Origin of the sequence: Sorangium sp. So ce128, from assembly GCF_051525245.1 — a bacterium.
Classification (GTDB): domain Bacteria; phylum Myxococcota_A; class Polyangia; order Polyangiales; family Polyangiaceae; genus Sorangium; species Sorangium cellulosum_B.
In genome coordinates, this window is the sequence record NZ_CP150313.1 from 13,171,239 (window position 1) to 13,195,280 (window position 24,042).

Genomic DNA, 24,042 nt, shown 5'->3' on the forward strand with positions numbered 1-24,042 from the left:
TGGGCACCTGATCGCCGGGTTGGTGGAGAGTCTTCCGCATGGATTGACCGCCGTGGCCGGTCATCCGTGGCCAGGAGAAGCGCGCGTCGCTTATGACGCGCTACCTCCCTGATTCCTGAACATGCGCCGCTCGACGGGCCGAGGCTTGCATGGACTGCTCGGGAAGCGCTGGGAGCCATCAAGATAGATGGCTCGATTGGGTCGAGGTCGTGGCGCGTCGTATCAACAACAGCGAATGCTCCTTCCCTGAATTGCTCTTCAATGGAATAGTCGACAAAATGTCGGCGTTCGTCTTCTCTTCGAGATGAGCTTCAGGCTCGACGACGCGCGTTGCAGCGGTACCCCGCTCAGATCGCCGCCACCGGTGCCGGTGCGCAGCTGTCCGAACGACATCGATGGTTGCGACGGCGCTCCTCCGATGGCAAGCGACCTCCCACCGCCGCTCCTACCGCCGGGCGGAGGCTACTTCTGAGCGACGGACTCTCACGGTGCCGGGTCGTGGTCGCCGCCGCCGTCACCTTGCTCTCCGGAGTCGCCCGCGCGGGAGAGTTCGAGCTCGAGGCGGGCCTCGGCGTGGGCATCACGTCGCTGGGCGAGCGTCGCGCCACGGGAGGGATGACCTTGCATCCCAGCGTAGCGCTCGACGCTGCTCCTCGCATGCCCGCCGGCAGGCGACCGGCCTTCCCACCCATCGCGCGCGGACGGCGCCGTTCGCCGGTCACCTCGCAACGCCGCTCCACTCCCAATTCCAGGTGACATCTCTCTCAGGTTCGGGGGAAATGTCGCCGGTAAACCTCGTGCATTCTTTTTCGGGGTCGGCGCACGATTTCGCAACAAGCCGGGCAACCTTTCCGGAAGTCGTGCGGATGACGACGGACGACGACGGATGACGGCTGAGGGAGCTCCGCTCATGTCCGGCCCGCTCCTCGCCCGCGGCCGGATCCGGAGGATGAACCGCGCCGCGCTGCCGCTCGCCGCGTCGCTGTTCCTGGCGGCGCCCGTGGCGCTCGCGCAGGTCGCGCCGCGCGGCGCGCGCCTGTCCTATACGCGGGGGCCTGGCACCGAGGGGTGCCCCGAGGAGCCGAGCCTCCGGCAGATCGTCGCGGCCCAGCTCGGCGGGGTCGACCCATTCGTGCGCGACGGCGCGTGGCACATCGAGGTGGCCATCCGGCGCAAGGGGGCGGCGTTCCAGGGAGCGATCGCGCTTCATGACCGCGATGGCCGGGATCTCGGCCGCCAGGAGCACTCGAGCGCGATCTGTGGCGTGCTCGTGGAGGACATCGGCCTCTCCCTCAGCGCCGTCATGCGCCCGTTGCTGCCACCACGGCCGGCACCGGGGAGTGCTCCCACCTCGCCGCCGTCAGGGCTGCCGTCTGCATCGGTTCCGGGGGGCGCCGCTCCACCCGTCTCGCCGGACGCGCCGCCCGAGGCGCCTGCCTCGAAGCCGCCCCATCCGGTCGCTACGCCGGCCCGACCCGTTCCGCGCCCGAGGCCGCCACCGGATGGCCCGCGCCTTCAGCTGGGCGCTGGGGTGCTGCTCGGCGCCGGCGTGGCGCCGTCGGTGGCGGTCGGGTTCTCGGGGTTCGCCGGCGCCCGCTGGGAGAGGTTCTCGCTCTCGCTGGAGGCCCGCGGGGATCTTCCGATCGATGCCGAGCCCTACCGCGGCTGGACCATCGGCGTGTCGGGGTTGAGCGGCTCGCTCGTTCCCTGCGGTCACGCGGACTGGTTCTTCGGCTGCGCCGTCGCCACGGCAGGCGGGGTGTGGCACGTCAGGGACAGCACCGGCATTGAGGACGCGCTGCCCTACGCAGCGCTCGGGCTTCGTGCGGGGCTGGAGGTGCCGCTTTCGGCCCGCCTCGCCGGGCAGCTCACCGGCGACCTCTTGCTCAACACACTTCGGCCGCACGTTCGACCGCTCCATGGCGAAGGCTGGTCCGCGGCGCCCGTCTCGGAGGCGGTGGCTCTCCGCCTGGTCGCTTTCTTCTGAACCTCCGTGTGGTTTCGCGAAGCATCAGACACGCCTGCGGGAGCGATTCCCATGAGGCGGTTGCGAGCGCGTGCGGCCGGGGGGGTTGCGAGCGCGCCCCTCGCGGCCTGCCTCCTCCCGGCGAGGCCGCTGTTGCGCCCGGAACGAGCCGCCGACTCAGGCCGGTACAGCGCTGGTGCGGTGACAGCAGAACGTCGCCGCTGCGGTCGGCGCGATGTTGCCGACCGGCTCGCCGCCGAACGGTTCGCACCATCCGGGATCGAGGCTGACGACGCTCACCGACTTGCTTCCGAGCGCCGTGCCGGTCGCGACCGTCCCGCAGTCGGGGGCGTCGGAGGTGATCACCTGGCCCGCAACGAGCTGCGAGCACCCTTCGTCGCTGAAGGCGGAGGCCAGGACGCTGCAGGTCGCTCCGGTGGGCTCGGTGCAGCCGCAAGGAGCGCAGCCGCGCGTGTCCTCCACGCCGGCGTAGAAGACGTGCCGATCCGGGTACGTGGAGGGGCATTCATGCTCTCCCTCGCGGTGGATGCACGTGAGAAACCCTTCCGGCGGCGCGGCGTCGCCGATCGGCGGTGCCGGCGTGCAGGTCATGCCCGGATCCGCGCACGGGGGGGACGCGTTTCCAGTACACGCTCGGGCGACGATCGCGAAGCTCCCCGCCGTCGCGGGCTCGTCGGGGTTTTCCGGCGCCTCCGCGACCCTCGGTGCGCAACCTGCGGACACGACGCGAGGCGCCTGGATCGCGAGCGACTGCACGCACGGGGCGCCATCGCAGGTCCGTCCGGTTTCGACGGCATTCACCGAGGTGCAGGTCCCGTCCCACCCCTCCGGGGCAGCGAACGAGGTCGCGGGAGCCTCGGGGCCGCCGCACGGGAAGCTGGCGTAGGCCCTCCATTCCGTCGGCACCTCGCACGTCGCCTCGGGCGGGTCGCACGCGCAGGCGGGGCACGGGTGCGGGGCCGGAGCGGCGAAATCCGCGTAGCCCTCGTAGCCGACGATCGGCGCGGTCGCAGGGCAGCTCGGCACGCCGTCGGGGGAGCCGATCCAGAGCAGCGCAGGCTCGGACCACCCGAGCGGCTCCTTCGGTACGCACTGCCCTGTGCAGACCTCTGCCGCCGGGATCAGGTCGCCGAAATCGGGCGCGATGGCGACGTCCGTGTCGTCCTCGGCCGCGCAGTCATCGCCGCCATCGCCGCCACCGCCAGCACCGCCGCATCCGCCAGCTCCGCCGGCGTCGGGGGGCTCGAGCACCTCACAAGGCGTTCCCTTGGGTCCTTGGTTCTCATCCCACGGGCACAGGTACGTGGTCGGGTTCCCGCATCCGCCGGACGCGACCCCGAGTCCGAGCCCGAGCGCGCTCGCACAGCAAACCGCCACGATTCCACGCTGCCAACGTCGCGCCCGCGCCGCCATCGCCGCTCCTCATGATCTGCGGCGCCGTTGACGGCGCGCCGCCGTAAGTGCGGCCACGTTACCAGGGGACCCCAGGACGCCGCCAGACCAACCCCGGGGTAGACCACCCCCGTGCGATCGCATTACGAAGAGCGAGGTCCTTTTCTCATCTTTCTCCGGGCGACAGCCCGCGTCGCCCATCACGAGGGCCCGAACTGTCCCCGTCGTGCGCCCGTCCCCCACCTGCCGCCAGAACGAGCGCTCTGGCACCCTACGGTTACGCTGGCCCGTCGATTGTGCAGCGAGAAGCGGGGCAGTCCCGGAAGCCGCTCCCATGAAGACCCCGTCGCCGATCCCTCCCAGGCGGGAGGGCTGCCGCCCGTCCTCCGATGCGCCCGGATCCCGGACGCGCCGCCGCACATGCAGCGCGCCGATCGACGTCTTCCACGTCGCTCCGATCTGCATCGCTAGCTTCGTCCGCCGCCCCGCAAGCTGGCGCTCCCAGGAGGGCAGCCACGGCCGGGGCGATCCTGCTGCGCGGAGCCATCTCCGGCGCAACGGTGAGCGTTGCGCGGGAGTTACAGCGCGAACGTCATACCAGGGTGTCTGCCCCGCCTGCCCCGCACGAGGGGCGAGCGGACCGAGCGAGGTGCGGCGCCAGGAGTCCGCCTGGCCGTGCGCCCCCACCAGCAGACGAGGGGAGCCAGGCGCGGTCTGGTGCTCGGTAACCTTCTTTTATCGCGCTCCAGACCGTCCTCGGACGAGGCGACGCCGCCGCGCCTTTCCGCATCGTGAGACTGCACTAGACTCCGGGCATGCCTCACCCGGATCAGCCCCTCACCAACGACGACGACGAAGAGCCTCTGCTCGACGAAGACGAAGAGGATCTCCTCGACTGGGCGTCCATGGCCACGTTCTACGCCGCCGGCTACATCTGCATCCTCGCCGACGCCATCGAGCACGGCGACGCCGAGCTCCAGGTGGATCGCGTGGCGTGGGAAAACACCCTGACCGCCGCCGAGGGGGCGATGGTGGAGCAGATGCGCGGTCGCCTGCACGGGCCTACGGCCATCACCGCGGAAGACATCGAGCGGATGCGGCGACTCCGCGAACTGGGTTCCGCTGCGCTCTCGGGCGGTGAGCGGTCGCCCGAGCTCGGCCCGCTCGCTCTTCGATCCATGGAGTCTCTGTTCGGACCGGACTGGCAGCACGCGGCGCGGAAAGCCGCGTCCTACGCGCGCGCTCTCAATCAGGAGTTCCACCCTCGTAGCCGCACTTAACGGGAACTCCGACGACGAAAACGCAGATGTCTTCGTTCTCGTAATAATACCAGCAGCTGGTGACCACGCCGAGGCCTCTGCATTGCATCAGTAGTCCAGTTTTGACGTTGGATTTGTACGGGTGTTTTCGTCCGGCCTGACAAGATATTCCTGCATCGTCGCACTTCATCATGCAGTCAGCGCCGTGCTCATATCTCTTGCAGTGGATGATCTTGAAGCTGCCGATCGCCTCCGGCTCGGTCGTGGAAACGTCCTCCGTTTCGTCGTCAAGTGTCAGATTGTCAGCTTCTGGCTCGCTGGTTGGTGTGTCGGTCTCCCTCTCATCGGCATTTTCTGATGGGTGCACGATACAAGATGCAACGCATAGAGCGACTCCATGGAGAGAAACGAGGGCGGCAACCGTTGGAACGATTCGCATGGCACCGGCGACCGAGGCAACCAGCGGGCCCACGTCCGCCGAGTGGGACGGTGCCATGCGGCAGGGGCATCTGGTGTCCATTCTGAGGTTGGAGGACGACGAGAATCCGCAGGAGTGAACATCGTCCGGAGGGCGTGCATCGGCGAAGAGCTCGCCGCGCAGCACGGAAGCCGGCGATGATTTCCGCGACCCCTCGACGGCATTCACCGAGGTGCATGTCCCGTCCCACCCAGTAGGGGCAACGAACGAGAGCGCGGGAGCCTCGGGGCCGCCGCAAGGGAAGTCGCCCTTCACGAGGACCCGAGCTGTCCCCGTCGTGCGCCGGTCCCCCGCCTGCCGCCAGAACGAGCGCTCCGGCGCCCCACCGATACGCGGGCCTGTCGATTGTGCAGCGAGAAGCGGGGCAGTCCCGGAAACCGCTCCGATGAAGACTCCGTTGCCGATCCCTCCCCGGCGGGAAGCCCGCCGCCTGTCCTCCGATGCGCCGGGACCCCGGACGCGCCGCCGCGCGCGCAGCGCGCCGAACGAGGCGCTTCACCCGGCGGTCTCGCCCTCGATCGAGGCCCTCTGGGCCGAGCGGCGGTTCGTCGCCCCCCTGCTCCGCGCCCTCCACGTTCCCGCTCGCGACTTGGAGGATCTCCTCCAGACGGTGCTCCTCGGCGCCTGGGAAGCCATCCGAGCGCGGAGGTACCGCCCGGACCCACGGCGGCACCCGCGCGCGGCGCTGCGCGGGTGGTTGCGGGGCATCGTCTGGCACCATGTGTCCCATTACCGGAACAGCGCCTGCATCCGCTGCGAGATCCTGCTCGACGCGCCCCTCTCGCCCGCCGGCCATGCGCCTGTGGAGATCGAGGGAGCGCTCCTCGCCCGCGCCGCGCTCCGCGAGCTCGCCGCGCTCCCTGCCGGCCATCGCGAGGTCCTCCTCGCAGGGGCCGGGCCCCTGAGCCTCGTCGCCTGGGCACGAAGACGCCGCATGAACCCCAATTCCGCCGCCAGCCGGTTGCGTCGCGCCAGGAGGGCGCTGGCTGAAAGGCTCGCCTCACCGAGGCGGCCGTTCGGTGACGGCGCCGTTCGGTGACGCCGGCGCCGGGGTGATCCTCCGTTCGGTACCCGCTCGGCCGGTCGTGTCGAGCCCGTGTACGATTTCGCAACGAGCCGGGCGGCCTCGCCGGACTACCTATCCATGAACGACCCCCGAGCGCGCCCAGCGCCCCCTCCTGCGCCCGACCCGACGCCCGCGCCTGCACCTGCCCCCGCACCTCGGCCCGCGCCCGCCCCGGAGGCGGCGTCCGCGCCCGCCCCGGAGAGGATGCCTGCACCGGACCCAGAGCCCGCTGCCGGACCCAATAGGGATCCTGCGTCCGCCACCGGCTCGTCCCCGCCGCCTTCGTTCGAGGAGGTCTACCAGACCTTGCTCCCGTACGTCCTCGCGGTGCTCTGGCGGGTCGGCGTCGCGTCTCGGGATCTCCACGATGTCGCTCACGAGGTGTTTCTCGTCGTTCACCGCCGCCTCAAGGACCAGGATCCTCGCCTGTCGCTCAAATCGTGGGTCGCGGGGATCAGCGCGCATGTCGCCCTTCGCCACCTGCAGCTCGCCCGGAACCAGCGGGAGCTGCTCGCGCCCGGCGATGTCGAGCCCATCGAGCTCGCGGACCCCGGGCTCGACGCGGAGCGCCGGGTCGCACAGGCCGAGACCCAGCGTATCGTCCGCGAGCTCATCCAGCGCATCGAGAGGGAACGACGAGCGGTGTTCGTGCTCTACGACCTCGAGGGCAGCGACATGCGCGACATCGCGCAGGCCCTCCAGATCCCCGTGAACACCGCATGGGATCGGCTGAGGCGCGCTCGCAGCGAGTTCACGGCCGCGGTCAAACGACTCTCCGCGCGGGACCCGGACGCGCTCGGCCTTCGCCGCCTGCGCTTCGCCCTGGCGCCGTTCGCCCTGGCCGACAGACCCCTGCTGCTCGACGCAGGCGGGGTCCGGCTCGGCCTCTCGCAGGCCCTCGCCGGGCCGCTCTGGGCGCGGCTCCAGCGATCGCTCGCCTCGACCGAAGGGCTGGCTTGCGGCGCGGACGGCCTCTCCGGCGCCCCTGCAACACAGCCCGATGCAGGCGCTACGTCGTCCCACCGGCGCCGCCCCGGGAACGCGGTGGAGGCCGCCGGTGCCACCGGGGAGAAGCGCACGCCGCCGGTCGTCACGATCGCGCGATCCAGGCTCATCAAGGCGGGGGCGGCGCTGTTCGTCTGGGGCGCCGGGGCCGGCGCCGGCCTCGTCTATGCCATGCTCCCGCCGCCTGCTGCGGCGCCGGTGGTGTCCGTCCGCGCCGAGGCCGACGGCGCCGCGTCCGAGCGAGCCGAGCGCGCCGCGCCCGAGCGAGCAGAGCGCGCCGGGGCCCGGCGCAGCGGGGGCGCCGCGGACGGGCGCGCCGTGGCCGCGACCGTCGGGAGCGCTGGATCCCCGGCGGCTGTCGAGATCGCGGCAGCAGGGCCGTCACGCGCCCCCTCCCGCAAGGCGGCTCCGCCCAGCGAGCACCACACGACCGAGGAGAGCGCGTTGCTCAGCAGCGCCGGCCTTGCGCTCAGCGAAGGGAAGGCGACAGAGGCGCTCGACGTGCTGGCCCTGCACGAGCGGAGTTACCCGCGCAGCCCGAGAGCTCAGCTGCGCGAGGCGCTCGCCGTCCAGGCCCTCGTCCAGGCCGGGCGGCGCGCCGACGCCGGCGCGCGCGCCGAGCGGTTCCGCGCGGCGTTCCCTCACGCCGTGTTTCTCCCCGCCATCGAGGCGGCCCTGAACAGCCCATGAGGGCCCAGCTCCGCGAGCGGGCGCGCGGGTTCGTCGGGTCCGCTCGCGAGGGAGAACTCCGGTACGGCTGTCCGCCGCGGCGCCCAAACGGGAGGACGCCGCCGGCCGGGCCCGAGGCCGTGCAGGTGGTGCTCGACCGTCCGCGGGGCGCGGGCTAGCCTGTACCTATCCCCGATGAGCAAGAAGCTGGACGACGAGTTGGCCCAGGCGCTGTCTCTCGCAGAGCAGCAGGATACGCCGGCGGTGGTGAAGCCGGCCGCGGCGAGCCAGGAGCCGAAGCCGCGCCCGTCGCGCAGCCTCGGCCTGCTGGCGACGCTGCTCGTCATGGTGGGCGCGCTCGTCGCCCTGTTCCTTGTCGGCTTCAAGGAAGCGGCCGTCTACGCGACGCCCGTCGATCAGCTGCTCGCGTCGAAGGACAAGCTCGCCGGCCGCAAGGTCCGGGTCGAGGGCGAGCTCGTGCCCGGCACGCTGGTCAAGCGCGATTCGCCCTGCGAGTACCGCTTCCAGATCCACGGCACGCAGGCGGCGCTGCCCGTGCGCTACGCCCAGTGCGTCATCCCCGACACCTTCCGCGACGTCCCGAGCGGCGGCGTCCAGGTGACCGTCGAGGGCGCGCTCTCGCAGGGCGGCGACTTCGAGGCGAGCCTCGTGATGGCCAAGTGCACCTCGAAGTACGATCCCAACTCGCACGAGATGAAGGGCGGCGCCCAGCCCGGCGAGGGCCCGCTCTCCCTCAAGTGAGCGAACGCGCCCGCCCTCGCGCGGCGCAGCGCCGGCGGGCCGGGTAGCGCTCGTCTTCCCCCGCGCATCCTCCACACTTCGGCGATGATCTCCCGTGACCGCCGGTTGCTGAGCCCCGTGGGCGACGGACGCAGCTCGCCTGTTCCGGGCGATCCGCCCGCGGGCCGCTCCGGCGGCGGCGCGTCGAAGCCGATCGACACCATTCTGACGGCGCAGCACGCGCTCACCCTCCTGCCCGGCATGGAGGCGGTGCTGGGCTCGATCTTCCGCGACGTCGAGCGCGCAGAGCGGCGCGTCGACATCGAGACGTACATCTACCGCGACGATCTGCTCGGGAGCGCGTTCGCCGACGTCATGGGGCGGGCCGCGGCGCGCGGGGTGCGCGCGCGGCTCCTCTACGATCCGCTCGGCTCACACGAACCGACGCCCCTTTCTTCGACGAGCTCCGGCGCCGCGACATCGAGGTCCGCGCCTACCGCCCCATGGCGCCCGGGCTCGGCCACGGCGGGCTCCTGCCGCGGGATCACTCGCGCGTCATCGTGATCGACGATCACGCCTACACCGGCGGCGCCGCGTGGGGAGACGAGTGGCTCCCGGAGCGGCGCGGGGGCAGGGGGTGGCACGACGTCTGTATGCGCCTCGAGGGCCCCTGCGTCGAAGATTTCGCCTTCCTCTTCGAGCGGCGCTGGCGCGAGGCCGACGGCGGATCCGAGGGCGTGCGCGACTACGCGACGGGGCGCAAGTACCCGGATCTCGAGCTCGTCGCGGACACGCCGGACGACAACGCGCGCGTCTATGCCCGCTACCGCGAGGCGATCCGGCGATCGCGGGAGCGCATCTGGATCGAGAACGCCTATTTCTTCCCGCCCGCCGGGATGCTCAAGGATCTCGTCGACGCGGCCGCGCGCGGCGTCGACGTCCAGATCATCCTCCCCGGCGAGACCGATCTGCCGATCATCAAGCGCGCCGCGCGCGCCGAGCACGCCGCGTGGCTCGATCGCGGCTTCACGATCTTCGAGTACCAGCGGGATGTCCTGCACTCGAAGTTCGCGCTGGTCGACGGCGACTGGTGCACGATAGGCACGTTCAACGCGAACCCGAGCAGCCTGAGCGCCGTCAACGAGGTGAACCTCTTCGTGTTCGATCCGGCGTTCGTCGCGCAGGTGGCGGACCTGTTCTCGCGGGACAGGGCGGACTCGCGGCCGGTGACCCGGGGCACGCTCGCGGCGCGGTCGCTCCGGGGCAAGGCAGCGGACTGGCTCGCTCACGGGGCCTTGAGCCTCCTCGACAAGCTGGTTAAGACATCCCCGGACTGACGCCCGAGGAGGAGGCATTTGAGCCACGATCGCGATCTCGTCGTCCTGACGCAGAACATCTGGGGGGGAGTCGCCCTCTGGGAGCGGCGCCGGACGATGCTTGCCAGGCTCATCGGCGATCTGCGCCCTGGCCTCCTCGGGCTCCAGGAGGTGCACGCGCCGGCGGCGAGCGGCGACCTCGGCCAGGCCGGGGAGCTCTCGCGGCTCGCCGGCGGATACCGGGCCTGGTTCGCGCCGGGCAGGGTCGCCGCGAGCGGCGAGTGCGAGGGGGTCGCGCTGCTCTGCCGGGAGGACATCGAGGTGCTCGATCACTCCGTGGAGGCGCTCACGCTCGATCGCGACGACCCGTTCGAGCGCGACAGCCAGCGCGTCGTCCTGCGCGCCGCGATCCGGCACGCCGGCGCGGTGGTCGACGTGCTCGTCACGCACCTCTCGCTGTCGAAGCGCGCGCGGGCGCGCACCGTGCGCGAGCTCGTGAGCTTCGCCGCGCGCGAGCGTCAGAAGTCGGGGAGCCACGGCGCCGTGCTGATGGGCGACTTCAACGCGCTCCCCAGCGAAGAGGCGGTCTGTTATCTCCGGGCGAGCGCCGGAAACGGCTCCTGGCTCGACGCCTGGACGCAGGCGCACCCCGGCAAAGCGGGCGGCACCTGGCCCGCGGGCCTGCCGCTGCGCCGCATCGATTATGTCTTCGTTCAACCGGGCGAGGGGTGGGCGATCACGCGCTGCGAGCGGGCGCCGTTCTCCGGCTCGGATCACCACGGCGTGGCCGCGTGGCTGCGGCTCGGCGCCTGAAGGGCGGGCCCCGCTCGCCCGGATCTCCAGCAGATCTCGATGGATGAGGCATTCGCGCGCAAATTGTACCCGCTGCGGCGGACCGGGTAGGCTGGCGGCACATGAGCAGGCTGCTGATCTTGGGGGCGACCGGCGGCACGGGCGCCGCGTTGATCCGTCAGGCGCTGGAGGCTGGACACGAGGTCTCGGCATTCGCGCGCACGCCCGCCACCATCCCTGTCCCGCACCATGAGCGGCTGCGCGCGCTCCGCGGCGACATCATGGATGCCGAGCAGGTGTCGCGCGCCGTGTCCGGCCACGACGCCGTCCTCTCGGCCCTGGGGTCGCGCGGCCTGGGTCCGACGCGCGTCTACTCGGACGGCATCGTCCACGTCCTGCGCGCGATGAAGGAGCATGGCGTCCGCCGCCTGATCGCCGTCACCGCCGCGGGCATCGGCGAGGAGCAGCAGCCTGCGCTCTGGTTCCGGCTCCTGGTCAAGCCGATGCTCCGCAACAGGTATTCCGACATGCTGCGCATGGAAGAGGCCCTCCGCCGGAGCGATGTGGCCTGGACCGTCGTGCGCGTCCCCAAGCTCACCGACGGGCGGCTCACCAAGGAGTGCCGCGCCGAAGTCGACCCCTCGCCGCCGGAGGGCTACCTCTTTGGCGGCCCCACGATCTCGCGCGAGGATCTGGCGTATTTCATGCTCTCCCAGCTGGAGAGCGAAGAGTACCTCCGCAAGGCGATCGTCGTGACGTACTGAGGGCGCGGCGCGGTCGTCATCTCTTGACGCAGCCGCGGAGCATCGGTCTGCTGCCGCCCCCGCCGTCGTGGCCAGCCTGCGGCGCGCCTGCGGTGATCGCCACGAATGCCGCGATCGCCGCGATCCTCGCGGTGCTGCCGAGCAGAGGCCTCATAAACCATGATTTTCTCCCCCAGGACCGCTCTCCCATGGTTCCTCGGTCTGGCGCTGATTTCACTGAGCGGGTGCGAGCTGCTCGTCTCAGCGGACCGCAGCAAGATCGATGCACCCGCAGCCGGAGGCAACGGCGGAGACGGCGGCAGCGGTGTAGAGAGCGGTAACGGCGGAGAAGGCGGCAGCGGCGTAGAGAGCGGTAGCGGCGGAGAAGACGGCAGCGGTGGGCAGGGCGGCGCGGCCGGCCCGGTGTGCGGCGATGGGGCGGTCAGCGCTCCTGCCGAGGTGTGCGACGATGGGAATCGGACGGCCGGCGACGGGTGCGATCCGGGTTGCGCGATCGAGCCTGGGTTCGCGTGCGCCGGGGCGCCGAGCGTGTGTACGAGCGGGTGCGGCGACGGCGCGCTGGGCGGCGCGGAGACCTGCGACGACGGCGGCGACAAGGACAGCGATTGCTGCTCGCGCGCGTGTCAGGTCGAGTCCGGCTGTGAGGTCGAGCCGAACGACGGATTCGCCTCGGCCAACGACGCCTTCGCCATCGCGCCCGGCGGTCGGATCCGCGCGTTCATCGACCCCGAATCCGACGTGGACGTGTTCTCGGTGACCGTCCCCGAGGGGTCGGTAGGGCGCATCAAGGCAGAGACGCTCGATGGCCCGCTGGGCACGACGTGCAGCTCGCTCGGCGTCGATACCCATGTGACGATCTTCGACGCGAGCCTGGCGAGCATCGAGGACAACGACGATGTCGCCGACGACGATTATTGTTCTTTCCTGGCGCTGCGCAAGCTGAGCCCTGGCGAGTATTTCGTCCGCGTGCAGATCTCCCCTGAAGCGGAGCCCGCGACGTTCGACTACACGCTCTCCCTCACGCTGGATACCTCGGTGTGCGGCGACGGCGTGCTGGAGGATCCGGAGCTCTGCGACGACGGCGATACGACCGGCGGTGACGGTTGCAGCGCGGCGTGCGAGCTGGAGCTCCGCTCTCCCGAGGTCGAGCCGAACGACACCGCGGCGGAGGCGGAGGGGCGCGCCGTGCTCCGGCCGAACGTGCTCGTCTCGGCGGCGATCGAGCCCCTCGGCGATATCGACGTCTTCGCCTTCGAGGTGCCGGGCCTCGCGGACGTCCAGCTCGCGACGTTCAGCCCCGGGCGGCTGAACGAGTGCGTCGAGGGAGTCGACACCTTCCTCCAGCTGCTCGACGTGGACGGCGCGACGGCGCTGGCGAGCGACGACGACAGCGGCCCCGAGGCTTGTTCGCTCATCGACTCGAGCGTCGACGACAGGGCGACACGGCTCCAGCCGGGCACGTATTATGTGACCGTCGAGGAGTTCAACAACGACGCCTCCATCCCCGGGTACGACCTCCTCGTCGCCTTCACCTCGCTCTGCGGCAACGGGGTGATCGAGGAAGGCGAGGCGTGCGACGGCGGGGAGCGGTGTTCCTCGGAGTGCGCGCGGATCCCGGTGTGCGGCGACGGAGCCATCGACGGCGGCGAGGCGTGCGACGACGGCGGTACCGAGGGCGGAGATGGCTGCAGCGCCGCGTGCCAGCTCGAGGGGACCCTCCCGGAGATCGAGCCGAACGACGCGCGAGGCCAGGCCACCGCGGGTCGGGCGACCGCGGCGGGGGCGCTGTTCACCGCGTCGATCTCTCCGCCGGGAGAGGCCGACTTCTTCGCCGTCGACGTCCCCGGCCTGGCCGAGCTGGAGGTGGAGACCTTCGACGCGACCGGCCCGACGTCGTGCCGCGGCATCGACACAGCGGTGCAGTTCCTCGGGCCCGACGGCGCCGTGATCGCCGAGGACAACGACGGCGGCGAAGCCAGGTGCTCCCGTATCCGCGCCGCCGTCACCGCGCCGGGCGTCTACTACGTGCGCGTCCAGGACGATGCAGGAGACTCCATCGCTGGATATACCGTGCGCGCGCGGACAACGGCCCTCTGCGGCGACGGCGTGGTCGAGGGCCTGGAGGAGTGCGACGGCGGCGCCGCGTGCGGGGCGACGTGCCAGCGCGTCCCGGTGTGCGGCGACGGCTTCATCGACGAACCCGAGGTCTGCGATGACGGCAACACCGGAGGCGGGGATGGCTGCGACGCCGCATGTCGGATCGAGGGGGCGATCGCCGAGATCGAGCCCAACTCGACCCCTGCCGAGGCCGAGGCGAACGGCGCTGTCGCGCCGGGAGCGCTCGTGTCCGGCGCGATCGAGCCGGACAGCGATGTCGACCTGTTCGCCCTGCAGGTCACGACCGTATCCGATCTCCGGCTCGAGACCTTCGACTCGAGCGGCCCAGCGCGGTGCGCCGAGGGCGTCGATACGGTCCTCTCCCTCCTCTCCCCGGAGGGGGCGACCGTGCTCGCCTCCGACGACGACGGCGGGATCGGCGCCTGCTCGCTCATCGATTCGAGGAGCCCCGGCGGGGCCGCGGCGCGCCGCCTGGATCCCGGGACATACCATGTCCGGGTCAGCGGCTTCCCGGAGCAGCCGGGGGCCCGCTACACGCTGCGGATCTCGCTCGACGCCTCGTGCGGCGACGGCGTGAGGGAGGGCGCGGAGGAGTGCGACGGCGGCGCGGGGTGCAGCGCCCGCTGCGAGAGGCTCCCGGTCTGCGGCGACGGCCTGCTCGACGCGCCGGAGGGGTGCGACGACGGCAATGCCGCGGGCGGCGACGGGTGCAGCCCCGCCTGCCAGCTCGAGGCGGTGACCGCCGAGATCGAGCCGAACGACACCCCCGCGCAGGCCGGGGCGAGCGATCTCGTGATCTCGGGCGACGCGCTCCTCGCGGCGAGCCTCGCAGCGGGCGGCGACAGGGACGTGTTCCGCCTGAGCTTGCCTGTCGCCTCGGTCGTGCGCCTCGAGGTCTTCGACGGCACCGCGGCGGGCTGCGAGGGAGGCCTCCTCACGACGCTCCGCGTGCTCGACGCGGCGGGCGGGACGGTCGCGACGGACGAGGGGCTCTCCGACGCAGCGTACGCGGGCGGCATCGGCGGATGCTCGGCGCTCGTCGTGGCGTTGCCTTCCGGCGACCACGACGTCGAGGTCGCGGCGCGCGAGGGCGGCGCGGAATTTCCGCTCTACCTCCTCCAGGCCAAGATCCTCGCGCCGGCGGGCGCCGAGGAAGAGCCGAATGGCACCATCGCCACCGCGAGCAAATCGGTCGGATCCGACGGGTTCATCGCCGGCGCGCGGACGACCGACGATTTCGACTTTTACGCCGTGGATGTCCCGGAGGGCCGGTCGATCCGCGCGGAGATCATCGAGGGCGGCGACGAGGCGTGCGAGTCGCTCGAGATCGACAGCCGGCTGTCGCTGCTCGACGTCGCGGGCTCGCTCATCGCGGACGATGACGACGGCGGCCGGGGCAACTGCTCGCTCCTCGACGGCACCGGGGACACCCCGCGCCACCCCGGGGCTCACGCGCTACGGGCGGGGCGGTACTTCCTCCGCGTCCGCGCCGCGTCTGGCGCCTCGGGCACCGCGGCCCTCTTCGAGTACCGGCTGGCCGTCACGCTCCGCTGACGAGCGCGGACGCCGCGGGACGTCCGGGATCACCGGTGGCCCCGTCCGGCCGGGACGGGGCGTGTCCGCCGCCGCGCGCCGCGCGCCGCCGGGAGGCCGGGACGCACCCGCCGCCGCGCGATGATTTGATTCGATGTCTCGATATCCCATCATCGCGAGACTGCCGCGCTCCGTCGCGCTGCCGCGCGGTGTGGCTCCGCGGTGCTCATCGGAGCCGCATGGGGGGGCCATACCCACAAGCGTTGGTAGGTAGGTAATAGGTAGGTAAATCGAGCGCCGCGGGCGGCACGGAGCTGCCTTGTGCCTCGCCCGCGCGTCCGACGCCGCGCGCCGCGCGCCCGCCCTGGCGTTGCCCGGCGATTCCCGCCCTCGGCCGCGCCTCGCGGCGCCGCCGTACATCGCCTCTATCGCGCGGGTGCGTGATACTTCGGCTGGATGTAGGAGCCCGCGGGGTGCGTTCGAGGCAGAGGACATGAGTTTATTGTCGAGGAGTGCCGGTATTCTCCCTGGTTCTAACTCCGTCCTGTTTTTGACCGGAAAGATGCCAGTCAAAAGTGCTTGCGTGAGACCGCGGGGAGAATAGTCTCCTGTTGTTCGCGTCATGACCTCGGGGCGGGTTCCTCCGGGAGCGTGACCGTGACGGGACGACGACGACGTGCGTCGCTCCCGTCGGGGCACCGCTCTCCTGGCGCTGGCCCCGGGGGATTGCATCCCTTGGGTGACGATCTGGATAGGTATCTGCATCAAACTTCACCACAGATTCGATTCCTCGGAGGTATTTCTCATGAAGAATTTCGCTCGTTGGGTGCTCGCCTTCGCAACCGTCACGTCGATCTCGGGCAGCGCCATGGCTATCCGGAACGACTGTATCTACAACGTGTCCATGAAGACCGGGCTGAGGAAGGTGCCGGTCGGTACGACCGTCTGCCAGCTGGCCGAGCAGGCGGGCACCCCGTTCAACGATGAGTGCGGCTACGTGTGCAAGTGGGGCGTCGTGGCGGCCCCGGGCGCCGCCGTTGCCGCCAACATCTTCCTTCGCCAGCAGACGACGATCGGGAGCAACGACTGCGACTGGAACTCCTTCTATTTCACGGACGGGAGCATCTCGCTCCTGCCCTCTGTGCCGATTCCGCCCAGCACCGTGGCGTTCCCGCCCAGCACCGGCATCACCTCACGGCTCCAGAAGGCGCCTATCTGCAACTTCGTGGGGATGGAGGACGACTTCACCGGCACGATCAAGGCCACGATTCAGTTCTACTCCGCGCTGTCGATGCCCGTGCCGGTCACGTACGCCCCGCACTGCTACTGACGGCGTGCCTTTGAGACCGGTCTTCACTGGGCTCTGAGACGGCGCCCGGCGTCCGACCGATCGGCGAGAGCCTCCCTGCAGAAAGCCCATAGTAACGGCCCCGGGCAGGTCGGGGAGGCGCTCGTCGATCGCGTCGTGCGGATTGAGGAGGGGGCGCCGGCGGAACGCCGGCGGCCCCTTTCTCTTCTCCGCCTCTGCCGAGCTCCCGGCCGCAGGGCTCTAGCCAGGTCAACTTGTCTGGAGGAACAATGATGCAACCGAGTTCGTCGCAACGGAACCCCTCGCGCCGGCCCTTGTGGATCGCCGCCGGATTGCTCCTGGCCGCCCTCGCCGGCGTCGCCCTCTTCCTCGCCTTCCGCTCCGGGGACGAGCAGGCCGCCGGGGCGAGCGGCCCGGCCGCCGGGGCCGAGAAGCACGTCCGCTACCGCAACAGGGCGCTCGTGCGCGGCCCGGCGCCGGCGGCGAAGGAGGAGGCGCGGCCCACGATCAGCGGCCTCGTCTATGGCACGGACGGGAACACCCTCGCCGGAGCGACCGTCGTCGCCATGACCTTCGAGGTCGCCGGCAACGTGCTCTCGACCGCGGGCTCCGTGAAGAGCGACGATGGAGGGCGGTTCGAGCTCACGCTCCCGGACGGCACCTATCAGCTGAGCGCGAGCGTCGATGGGTACGGGACCACGTCGATCACGGCGCGCCCCGGCGAGGCGGTGAGCCTCGTGCTGCCGAAGAGCGGCGTCATCGAGGGGCGCGTGTTGGACGAGCGGGGCGAGCCCGTGCGCCGCTTCTCGATCGACATCCTCTCGGCCGTGACGGCGGAGACGCCGGCGACGCCGCCCCTGTTCTCTCGCACGTTCGAGAGCCCGGACGGCTCGTTCCGCGTCGATCAGCTGCCCTCGTGGGACGTCGTCGTCAGGGCGACGGCGGCGGAGTTCGCGCCCGCGTTCTCGCCGAACGTCAATGTGCGCGCCGGAGACGTCGAGAAGATGGATCTGACCCTCTCGAAGGGATGTACCTTGAGCGGGCAGGCGGTGGACTCGTCCGGCGCTCCGCTGCCCGGAGTGTACGTGGACGCCGAGTCGCTCTTCGCCGTCGGCGAGCTGAGCAGCCTGTCCATGGAGGCCGCCGCGCAGGCGCAGACCGAGGACGACGGCTCCTTCAGCCTGCCGCACGTGCCGAAGGGCACGATCGTCGTCCGCGGCTACGACGGCAGCAACGCCGTGAGCTCGACCGAGATCGAGGTCGCGGGCTGCGACGGCCTGAAGCCGGTGAAGCTCGTGATGTCGCCCGGCGGGAGCCTCTCCGGGGTGGCGCGAGACGCCGAGGGCAAGCCCGTCGCCGGGGCCCGGCTCACGCTCATGCACCGCCCGATCGGCTTCGTGAACACGGTGAGCGACGAGGATGGCAGCTTCAATTTCGACCAGGTCCCGCCCGGCGAGCTCCGCGTCATGATGCGGCGAGGCGAGGAGGTGATGCTCGCGGCGGTCGGCATCGAGGAGGGGAAGAACACGCAGCACGACATCGCCTTTGCGCCCCGGGGCACCGGGGAGATCCGCGGCCGCGTCACCGTGGCCGGCAAGCCGCTCCCGGGGGCTCGCCTCATGATGGCCACCCAGATCGGGGACGACGGCGCGATCGGCATGTTCTACCCCGTCACCGCGGAGGACGGCTCGTTCCGCGCGTCCGGTCTCCCGACCGGCGGCTACATCATCAACGTCGAGTCGACGAGCATCGGGACCGGCGTGCAAGTGAAGGCGGGCGAGGTCGCGACGGCGGATCTCCAGGTGATCGACCTGCCCAGCATGAAGGGCAAGGAGGCCGCGCTCCCGCTGCGGTAGCGAGCGCAGCGCCAGCGCGATCTCCCGGCTGTCCGGAGGCGGAGCCTCCTGGACGGCCGGTCCGCGTTTTCAGGTCACTCCGCCGGGGTGATGGTCAGCGTGAACGGCCCCGAGGTGGCGGCGTTGTAGCTGTCGACGAAGATGTCGATCGGCTGGCCTGCTGTCCCCGTCACCGTGATCGACTCGGGCCACCCGGACTCGAAGGGATCATCCTCGCAGGCAAGCTCGCTGCCCTGGTCTGCGCAGTCGCCACGCGCGTAGAGGACGACATCGGCGTGGCCCGCCGGCGTCGCGGTGATCGTCAGTTCGCCGCTCGCCTCCGGCGTATACCGGTACACGAGCTCCCCGCCTTCGCCGCCGCACGACGCCGTGACGCCCTGCGTGCCCTCGGAGGTGTCGCCCACCGTCGTTGCCTCCATGAGCGCGGCCGTGGCCGCGCACAGGGGCTCCAGGTTCACCTTGCACGCGCCGCTGCACACGTTGTCATCCACGGCGTCGCCGTCGTCGCACTCCTCCGTGCCGACGCGCGCTCCGTCCCCGCAGATCTCCTCCGCGAAGGACACGTCGAGCGTATACGACGCGTCCATCCCGTTCTTGCCCTCGATGAAGATGAAATAGGTCTGACCGGCCTCGGTGAGCAGCTCCAGAGGGGCGTCTTCCGGTCCGAACGCAGGGACGCAGCCGAGCAGCGTCGCCTCGTCGTCGCAGCTCTCCCGGATGTACCAGTCGAAGTCGGCTTCCGGCGCCGTCGCCGTCGCGGCGATCTGGACCGCGCCCTTCGCCGGCGCGACGAACCGGAAGACCCGCTCTCGCATGCCCGTGCCCGTGATGGACGTGATCATACCAGGGCAGAGCGCCGCGAACAGGTTGGTGCCGGCCTCCGTCGTGCCGGTGTACCTCCCGCCCTCCGAGACGTCGGTGGCCTCCGCGCACGCCGCGGCGACGCCCTCGACGCACGCTGCCTTCGTCGAGCAGTCGCGCTCCTCGCAGTCCTGCAGGCCGTCCTTGTCCTCGTCTTCGGCGCTGTCGCAGATCTCACCCGTCGAGACGCAGAACGCGGAGTCCTCGTCGCAGGCGCTCTTGCACTGCGCGTCGTCGTCGCAGCCGCCAAAGCACATCGTCCACCCGTCGTCGGTCACGTCGACGCACGTATGCCCCGCCCTCCCGCAGTCGGACGTCTCTTCACAGGACTTGAGACAGAGCGAGAAGCTGCCCTGCGGCAGGCACTCGGAGCCCTCACCGCAGGGCAAGAGCGCCGTGTCGCAGAGCCTTGAGCAGTAGCCGCCCGCCCAGCCGAACTCCTCCTCGGTCAAGCAGAGCCCGCCGAGGCAGTCCTCGTTGACCGCGCAGGCCGCGCCGTCCGCCTTCCCGTCCGGCGCGATGCCCTCGCCGTCGTCACCGCCCTGGCCGCCCTGGCCGCCTGCGCTGGACGCCGCTCCCAACGGAGAGATCTCGTCGTCGTCGCCGCAGGCGGCGAGCGCGAGAGACATCGCTGTGACCGCTGACAGGGGAAGAGCAAGTCGCATGTCGTTCTCCTGAAAGAGAGGTACAGCGCTCGACCACGGAACGCAGCAAAACTTGCGACAACAGCAAAAAGAGCCTGGATTGACTGGAATTGTTACGTCCGGAACGAAATATGGTGGTAAGAAAAGAACCCTTACAATCGTTCAATGCTGAGACCGTGACGTTTCAAAAACGAAACCTGTAGGGGACGTCCCTGACGCATGACCGCAATTCGGGGTGCTACCTAGGGGTCGTCCGGATGGCACGGTCAGTGCTTCATGGTAGGCAGCGCCGCCGGCGTGGCCTTCGCCCCCCTGAGGCCCCGGCGGCGCTGTCTTTTTGTCGGTCCTCGTTTCGCGTCGCCACGCCTGAGCCCACTGGCTCGCTGCGCCACGCCGGGCGCGATGGACACGCGGCACGCGGTGATCGAGCGCCGATCTCCGTGGCGTTGTATGGTCCCGCCGCCCCATGGCGACGAAGCTCATCGCTCCCTCGAGCCACCCCCCGAATCAGAAGTTCGAGTGCCGCGACTGCCCAGCTCGGTGCTGCCGGATGCCGTGGAACATCCGCTTCAGCGGCGACGAAGCCAGGCGGTACCTCGCCGAGCCCTGGGTGCGGGAGCGCGTCGGGGAAGAGGGGGCCCTCGTCATCGGGCGCGGCGTGTTGCCCGTGCGGGAGCGGGATCGCCAGCTCCAGTGCGTCTTCCTCGACGACGACATGCTCTGCAGCATGCAGAAGCGGTTCGGCCACGAGTACATCCCGAAGTCGTGCCAGGCGTTCCCGTTCGGGTTCGTCCGCGACGAGAAGGATGTCGTCGTCGCGCAGCTCTCCCAGCTGTGCCCGTCGATCCGCGACAACTACGGCAAGCCCGTGGACCGCCAGCTCAAGGCGAAGCTCCAGCAGCGAGGCGACACGGAGCGGATGTCGACGGCGCTGGCGACGCTGAGCGGCGTGATCCTCCCCCAGCCGCTTTATCTGCGCGCCGCGAGGCACTGGGAAGAGCAGCTCGCGACCGGCGCGTCGCCGGCGTCGACGCTGGCGCGGCTCTACGACTGGACGGCGGCCTTCGAGCGCGCTCTCCCCCAGGGCCAAGGGCGCGCGACGGACGCCTCGGCCGACGCCGCACTCGGGCAGGCCGGCAAGGAGGAGCCCGAGCCGCTCGCGCCCCGCAAGAAGCCCTCTTTCTATGCGCGGGTGCTCTTCGCCTATCTCCTCGGCAACCTCTGCTATCCGTCGCGGGTCCGCGAGCCCCACCGGGTCGAGAAGGCCTCGTGGACGGAGCTCCAGGCGCTGCGCAGCTTCGGGAACAAGGCCGCCTGGATGCTCGGGAGAGGCACCGTCGATATGATGTTCGTCCCCAGGCCGTTCAAGCTCCAGCGGGTGAGCACGGTCGATCGCTTCCTCGCCGGCGACGAGGGGGCCGCCGTGAAGGACTACCTGCGCCTCGTGCTCCAGCGCCGGCACATCTTCTCGGCGCCGAGGCACCTCCTGGCGGCCGTGCTCGACCTCTCGCTGGCCACCGTCGTGATCTCCCGCTTCGCCCGCTGCCGCGCCGCGGCGGATGGCAGGGTCAAGGTCTCCCTGGAGGACGTGCGGGAGGGCATCAGCGTCGCCGAGCTCGTCCTCCTGAGCCACGCGGCCCTCTCGGAGCAAGGCACGCTCATGAAGAACCTGCGCTGGCTCCTGCTCACGAAGCGCGAGAGCTTCCGGGCCCTCCTGGCGACCGAGGCATAGGCCCCTCGCCGGCCTGGTTGGGTCGGCTACCGAGACAGGCTCTTAGCACCTCGCGTCAACGTCAGGCCGGGCTCGCTTCACCGCCGACCGCGACTATTCTCGCGCCCACCGGGCCAGCTGGCCCATGGAGGCACGCGCATGATCGTCATGAAGTTCGGCGGCAGCTCGGTCGAGAGCCGCGCGCAGATCGAGAAGGTTCTTCACATCGTCAGAGCTCGCCTGGCCCGCCGCCCCGTCGTGGTGAGCTCCGCTCACAAGGGCATGACCGACGCGCTGATCAACGCCGCCAAGGCCGCCGCCACGGGGCGGTTCGATCCCTCCGTCCCGGTGAACAAGCAGCGCGCGGTCTCCGAGTCGCTCGGCTGCGCGCCCGACCTCCTCGCGCCCTTCTACGAGGAGATCGCCGATCTCCTGCGCGGCATCAGCCTCGTCAAGGAGCTCAGCCCGAGGAGCCTCGACTACATCGCGAGCTTCGGAGAGCGCATGGCCGTGCGGTGCATCGCGGACTTCTTCGCGAGGAGCGGCGTGCCGGCCCGCGCCTACGACGTCTGGGACCTCGGCTTCATCACCGACGCGAACTTCGGCCGCGCGCGCCCGCTGCCCGGCTTCGACGCCCGGATCAAGGCCATGTTCGCCGAGCGCGTCCCCGAGGGGATCGTGCCGATCGTCACCGGCTTCGTCGGCCGCAACGAGGCCGGCGAGATCACGACCGTCGGCCGCAACGGGAGCGACCTCACGGCCACGCTGGTCGCGGCGGGGCTCGGCGCCGAGGAGGCGCAGATCTGGAGCGACACCGACGGCGTGATGACCGCCGACCCGAGCGTCGTGAAGACGGCCCGGAACATCCCCACGATGCGCTTCGAAGAGGCCGCGGAGCTCGCGTTCTTCGGCTCCCGCGTCCTGCACCCCTCCACGCTCCTGCCCGCCATGGAGAGGGGCATCCCGGTGCGGGTGCTCAACACGAACCGGCCGGACCACCCCGGCACGGTCATCGACTTCGACACCGACGCCGCGTCCCCGGCCGTGACCTGCATCGCCTACCGCGAGCGGCAGGTCGTGCTCAAGATCAGCTCGACCCGGATGTTCGGCGAGGTCGGCTTCCTCGCGCAGGTGCTCGCCGTGCTGGCCCGGCACGAGGTCGTGATCGACGTGATCACCACGTCCGAGGTCTCGATCTCGATGACCACCGACGACCTCGGGAAGCTCAGCCGCGCGCTCCCCGAGCTCGAGCAGTTCGGCGCCTGCGAGGTCCTGCCCAACCGGACGACCCTCGTGATCGTCGGCCAGGGCATGCCCAGGCAGAAGGGCGTCGCCGCGCAGGTGCTCGACGCGATGGCCCAGGCCGGCGTCAACGTCGAGATGCTCAGCTACGCCACGGGCAGCGTCAACCTGTCGATGGTCATCGAGGACGCGCACGTCGCCTCCGCGGTCGGCGTCCTGCACCACTCCCTCTTCGAGAAGGCGCGGTGACGCCCCTGGCGCGCCGAACCGATTGAACCTCGAGAAACAGCAGCGATTCACAGGGAGGCGAGGAGACGGGGAGATTTTTCTTTCTCTTCCTCCTCGCCTCCTCGTCTCCCTGTTGTTTTCTCCCGGATCCTCGACGTGATCGGTGTTCCTGCCGGGTGACGCGACGTTGACAGGCGTGACGCGACGCGGGCGCCGCAGTAGGCGTAGGCCTCGGTCGGACCAGGCGTCCGGCCCCGGGGAGACCATGACGGCGGCACACCTCGACGGCAGCGCGACGATCCCGCGCGAGAGCACGACGGACATCCTGCGGCGGATCGAGGCCGCGCACGGCACGTACGCCACGCGCCCCGCGCTCGCGTTCGACGCGGACGGCACTCTCTGGGAAGGGGACGTGGGCGTCGACCTCTTCGAGGCGTTCCTCGCGGAGCGCTGCGCGCGGCCCGAGGCGGAGGCGGCGCTGCGCCGCGAGGCCGAGGCGTTCGGCGTCGCCGCGGAGGGCGGCGCGCACGAGATCGCGAGCGCGCTCTACGCGGCGTTCAACGCCGAGCGCTACCCGGAGGACAGGGCCTTCGCGACGATGGCCTGGGCCTTCGCGGGGTGGCGCGAGGACGAGCTCGCGGCGCTCGTCGACCGCGTGCTCGAGGAGAGGGGCCACGCCGGGCGGATCCGGCCCGCGCTGCTGCCGATCCTCGACTGGGCGCGCTCGCGCGGCGTCCCGGTCTATGTCGTCTCGGCGTCGCCGCGCGCCGTGATCGTGCGCGCCGTCGCGCGCCTCGGCGTCCCGGCCGAGCGCATCGCCGCGATGACCCCGGCCGTCCGCGAGGGCCGGCTCGCCCCCGAGCTCGGCGCGCCCGCGACCTACGGCGAGGGGAAGACCCGCGCCCTCGAGCGCATCTTCCCCGAGCTCGCGGTGCTCGCGGCCTTCGGCGACAGCGCCTACGACGCCGCCCTGCTCCGGACGGCCCGGGTGCCCGTCGCGGTCTCCCCGAGCCCCAAGCTGCTCGCGGTCGCCGGTACGATCCCCGGGCTCGTCCTGCTCGCCACCTGAGC

The 24,042-nt window shown here is 70.8% G+C and carries 18 protein-coding genes; 15 read left to right on the forward strand and 3 right to left on the reverse strand.

Annotated elements, in window-relative coordinates; genetic code table 11:
- The first annotated feature begins 910 nt into the window (after nucleotides 1–910).
- On the forward strand, nucleotides 911–1,987 hold the full coding sequence (locus WME82_RS49955; RefSeq protein WP_438041078.1) for a hypothetical protein: 1,077 nt from the start codon (nucleotides 911–913) through the stop codon (nucleotides 1,985–1,987).
- A 156-nt stretch (nucleotides 1,988–2,143) separates the two neighbouring features.
- Here WME82_RS49955 and WME82_RS49960 read toward each other — a convergent pair whose 3' ends face one another.
- On the reverse strand, nucleotides 2,144–3,238 hold the full coding sequence (locus WME82_RS49960; RefSeq protein ID WP_438041079.1) for a hypothetical protein: 1,095 nt from the start codon (nucleotides 3,236–3,238) through the stop codon (nucleotides 2,144–2,146).
- A 1,046-nt stretch (nucleotides 3,239–4,284) separates the two neighbouring features.
- Between WME82_RS49960 and WME82_RS49965 the strand changes: the two genes are divergently transcribed.
- Nucleotides 4,285–4,659 carry a hypothetical protein gene (locus WME82_RS49965; RefSeq protein ID WP_438041080.1) on the forward strand — a complete coding sequence of 125 codons (375 nt, stop codon included), beginning with the start codon at nucleotides 4,285–4,287 and terminating at the stop codon, nucleotides 4,657–4,659.
- Here WME82_RS49965 and WME82_RS49970 read toward each other — a convergent pair.
- A complete protein-coding gene (locus tag WME82_RS49970) occupies nucleotides 4,625–5,005 on the reverse strand; it encodes a hypothetical protein (RefSeq protein WP_438041081.1) in 381 nt (126 codons plus the stop codon). The two genes, WME82_RS49965 and WME82_RS49970, sit on opposite strands and share 35 nt — an antisense overlap.
- A 496-nt stretch (nucleotides 5,006–5,501) precedes the next feature.
- Between WME82_RS49970 and WME82_RS49975 the strand changes: the two genes are divergently transcribed.
- From WME82_RS49975 to WME82_RS50020, 10 genes are all read left to right on the forward strand, one after another.
- Nucleotides 5,502–6,155, forward strand: coding sequence for a sigma-70 family RNA polymerase sigma factor (locus tag WME82_RS49975; protein WP_438041082.1), 654 nt, complete (start codon nucleotides 5,502–5,504; stop codon nucleotides 6,153–6,155).
- Nucleotides 6,156–6,488: 333 nt separating this feature from the next.
- The gene (locus WME82_RS49980) at nucleotides 6,489–7,877 is read left to right on the forward strand and encodes a sigma-70 family RNA polymerase sigma factor (RefSeq protein ID WP_438041083.1); all 1,389 of its coding nucleotides are present in this window, start codon (nucleotides 6,489–6,491) and stop codon (nucleotides 7,875–7,877) included.
- 174 nt (nucleotides 7,878–8,051) lie between these two features.
- Nucleotides 8,052–8,618 (forward strand): cytochrome c maturation protein CcmE, encoded by a 567-nt coding sequence (locus WME82_RS49985; protein ID WP_438041084.1) that lies wholly within the window; start codon nucleotides 8,052–8,054, stop codon nucleotides 8,616–8,618.
- 84 nt (nucleotides 8,619–8,702) lie between these two features.
- Entirely contained in the window at nucleotides 8,703–9,161 is a 459-nt protein-coding gene (locus tag WME82_RS49990) for a hypothetical protein (RefSeq protein WP_438041085.1), read from the forward strand.
- Nucleotides 9,101–9,934 (forward strand): phospholipase D-like domain-containing protein, encoded by an 834-nt coding sequence (locus WME82_RS49995; RefSeq protein ID WP_438041086.1) that lies wholly within the window; start codon nucleotides 9,101–9,103, stop codon nucleotides 9,932–9,934. Before WME82_RS49990 ends, WME82_RS49995 begins: the two co-directional genes overlap by 61 nt.
- A gap of 18 nt (nucleotides 9,935–9,952) precedes the next feature.
- Entirely contained in the window at nucleotides 9,953–10,726 is a 774-nt protein-coding gene (locus WME82_RS50000) for an endonuclease/exonuclease/phosphatase family protein (RefSeq protein ID WP_438041087.1), read from the forward strand.
- A gap of 101 nt (nucleotides 10,727–10,827) precedes the next feature.
- Nucleotides 10,828–11,469, forward strand: a complete 642-nt coding sequence (locus WME82_RS50005) for an NAD(P)-dependent oxidoreductase (RefSeq protein ID WP_437548267.1) — start codon at nucleotides 10,828–10,830, stop codon at nucleotides 11,467–11,469.
- A gap of 159 nt (nucleotides 11,470–11,628) precedes the next feature.
- Complete coding sequence (locus tag WME82_RS50010; RefSeq protein WP_438041088.1) at nucleotides 11,629–15,141, forward strand: DVUA0089 family protein; 3,513 nt, start codon at nucleotides 11,629–11,631, stop codon at nucleotides 15,139–15,141.
- A gap of 784 nt (nucleotides 15,142–15,925) precedes the next feature.
- Nucleotides 15,926–16,450, forward strand: coding sequence for a hypothetical protein (locus WME82_RS50015; RefSeq protein WP_438041089.1), 525 nt, complete (start codon nucleotides 15,926–15,928; stop codon nucleotides 16,448–16,450).
- A gap of 251 nt (nucleotides 16,451–16,701) precedes the next feature.
- Nucleotides 16,702–18,285, forward strand: coding sequence for an MSCRAMM family protein (locus WME82_RS50020; protein WP_438041090.1), 1,584 nt, complete (start codon nucleotides 16,702–16,704; stop codon nucleotides 18,283–18,285).
- Nucleotides 18,286–18,359: 74 nt separating this feature from the next.
- On the opposite strand, the gene WME82_RS50025 is transcribed toward WME82_RS50020, so the two are convergent.
- Nucleotides 18,360–19,811 carry a hypothetical protein gene (locus tag WME82_RS50025; protein WP_438041091.1) on the reverse strand — a complete coding sequence of 484 codons (1,452 nt, stop codon included), beginning with the start codon at nucleotides 19,809–19,811 and terminating at the stop codon, nucleotides 18,360–18,362.
- 529 nt (nucleotides 19,812–20,340) lie between these two features.
- Here WME82_RS50025 and WME82_RS50030 point away from each other — a divergent pair.
- From WME82_RS50030 to WME82_RS50040, 3 genes are all read left to right on the forward strand, one after another.
- Nucleotides 20,341–21,522, forward strand: a complete 1,182-nt coding sequence (locus WME82_RS50030) for a YkgJ family cysteine cluster protein (RefSeq protein ID WP_438041092.1) — start codon at nucleotides 20,341–20,343, stop codon at nucleotides 21,520–21,522.
- A 138-nt stretch (nucleotides 21,523–21,660) separates the two neighbouring features.
- Complete coding sequence (locus WME82_RS50035; RefSeq protein WP_437743451.1) at nucleotides 21,661–22,992, forward strand: aspartate kinase; 1,332 nt, start codon at nucleotides 21,661–21,663, stop codon at nucleotides 22,990–22,992.
- Between the two features lie 244 nt (nucleotides 22,993–23,236).
- Nucleotides 23,237–24,040 carry an HAD family hydrolase gene (locus WME82_RS50040; RefSeq protein WP_438041093.1) on the forward strand — a complete coding sequence of 268 codons (804 nt, stop codon included), beginning with the start codon at nucleotides 23,237–23,239 and terminating at the stop codon, nucleotides 24,038–24,040.
- Nucleotides 24,041–24,042 lie beyond the last annotated feature (2 nt).

Coding starts and splice junctions, on each gene's coding strand:
- WME82_RS49985 (WP_438041084.1), top strand. CDS start 8,052: ATGAGCAAGAAGCTGGACGACGAGTTGGCCCAGGCGCTGTCTCTCGCA.
- WME82_RS49965 (WP_438041080.1), top strand. CDS start 4,285: ATGGCCACGTTCTACGCCGCCGGCTACATCTGCATCCTCGCCGACGCC.
- WME82_RS49975 (WP_438041082.1), top strand. CDS start 5,502: ATGAAGACTCCGTTGCCGATCCCTCCCCGGCGGGAAGCCCGCCGCCTG.
- WME82_RS50025 (WP_438041091.1), bottom strand. CDS start 19,811: ATGCGACTTGCTCTTCCCCTGTCAGCGGTCACAGCGATGTCTCTCGCG.
- WME82_RS49995 (WP_438041086.1), top strand. CDS start 9,101: ATGGCGCCCGGGCTCGGCCACGGCGGGCTCCTGCCGCGGGATCACTCG.
- WME82_RS50035 (WP_437743451.1), top strand. CDS start 21,661: ATGATCGTCATGAAGTTCGGCGGCAGCTCGGTCGAGAGCCGCGCGCAG.
- WME82_RS50005 (WP_437548267.1), top strand. CDS start 10,828: ATGAGCAGGCTGCTGATCTTGGGGGCGACCGGCGGCACGGGCGCCGCG.
- WME82_RS50015 (WP_438041089.1), top strand. CDS start 15,926: ATGAAGAATTTCGCTCGTTGGGTGCTCGCCTTCGCAACCGTCACGTCG.
- WME82_RS49990 (WP_438041085.1), top strand. CDS start 8,703: ATGATCTCCCGTGACCGCCGGTTGCTGAGCCCCGTGGGCGACGGACGC.
- WME82_RS49955 (WP_438041078.1), top strand. CDS start 911: ATGTCCGGCCCGCTCCTCGCCCGCGGCCGGATCCGGAGGATGAACCGC.
- WME82_RS50040 (WP_438041093.1), top strand. CDS start 23,237: ATGACGGCGGCACACCTCGACGGCAGCGCGACGATCCCGCGCGAGAGC.
- WME82_RS50010 (WP_438041088.1), top strand. CDS start 11,629: ATGATTTTCTCCCCCAGGACCGCTCTCCCATGGTTCCTCGGTCTGGCG.
- WME82_RS50030 (WP_438041092.1), top strand. CDS start 20,341: ATGCCGTGGAACATCCGCTTCAGCGGCGACGAAGCCAGGCGGTACCTC.
- WME82_RS50020 (WP_438041090.1), top strand. CDS start 16,702: ATGCAACCGAGTTCGTCGCAACGGAACCCCTCGCGCCGGCCCTTGTGG.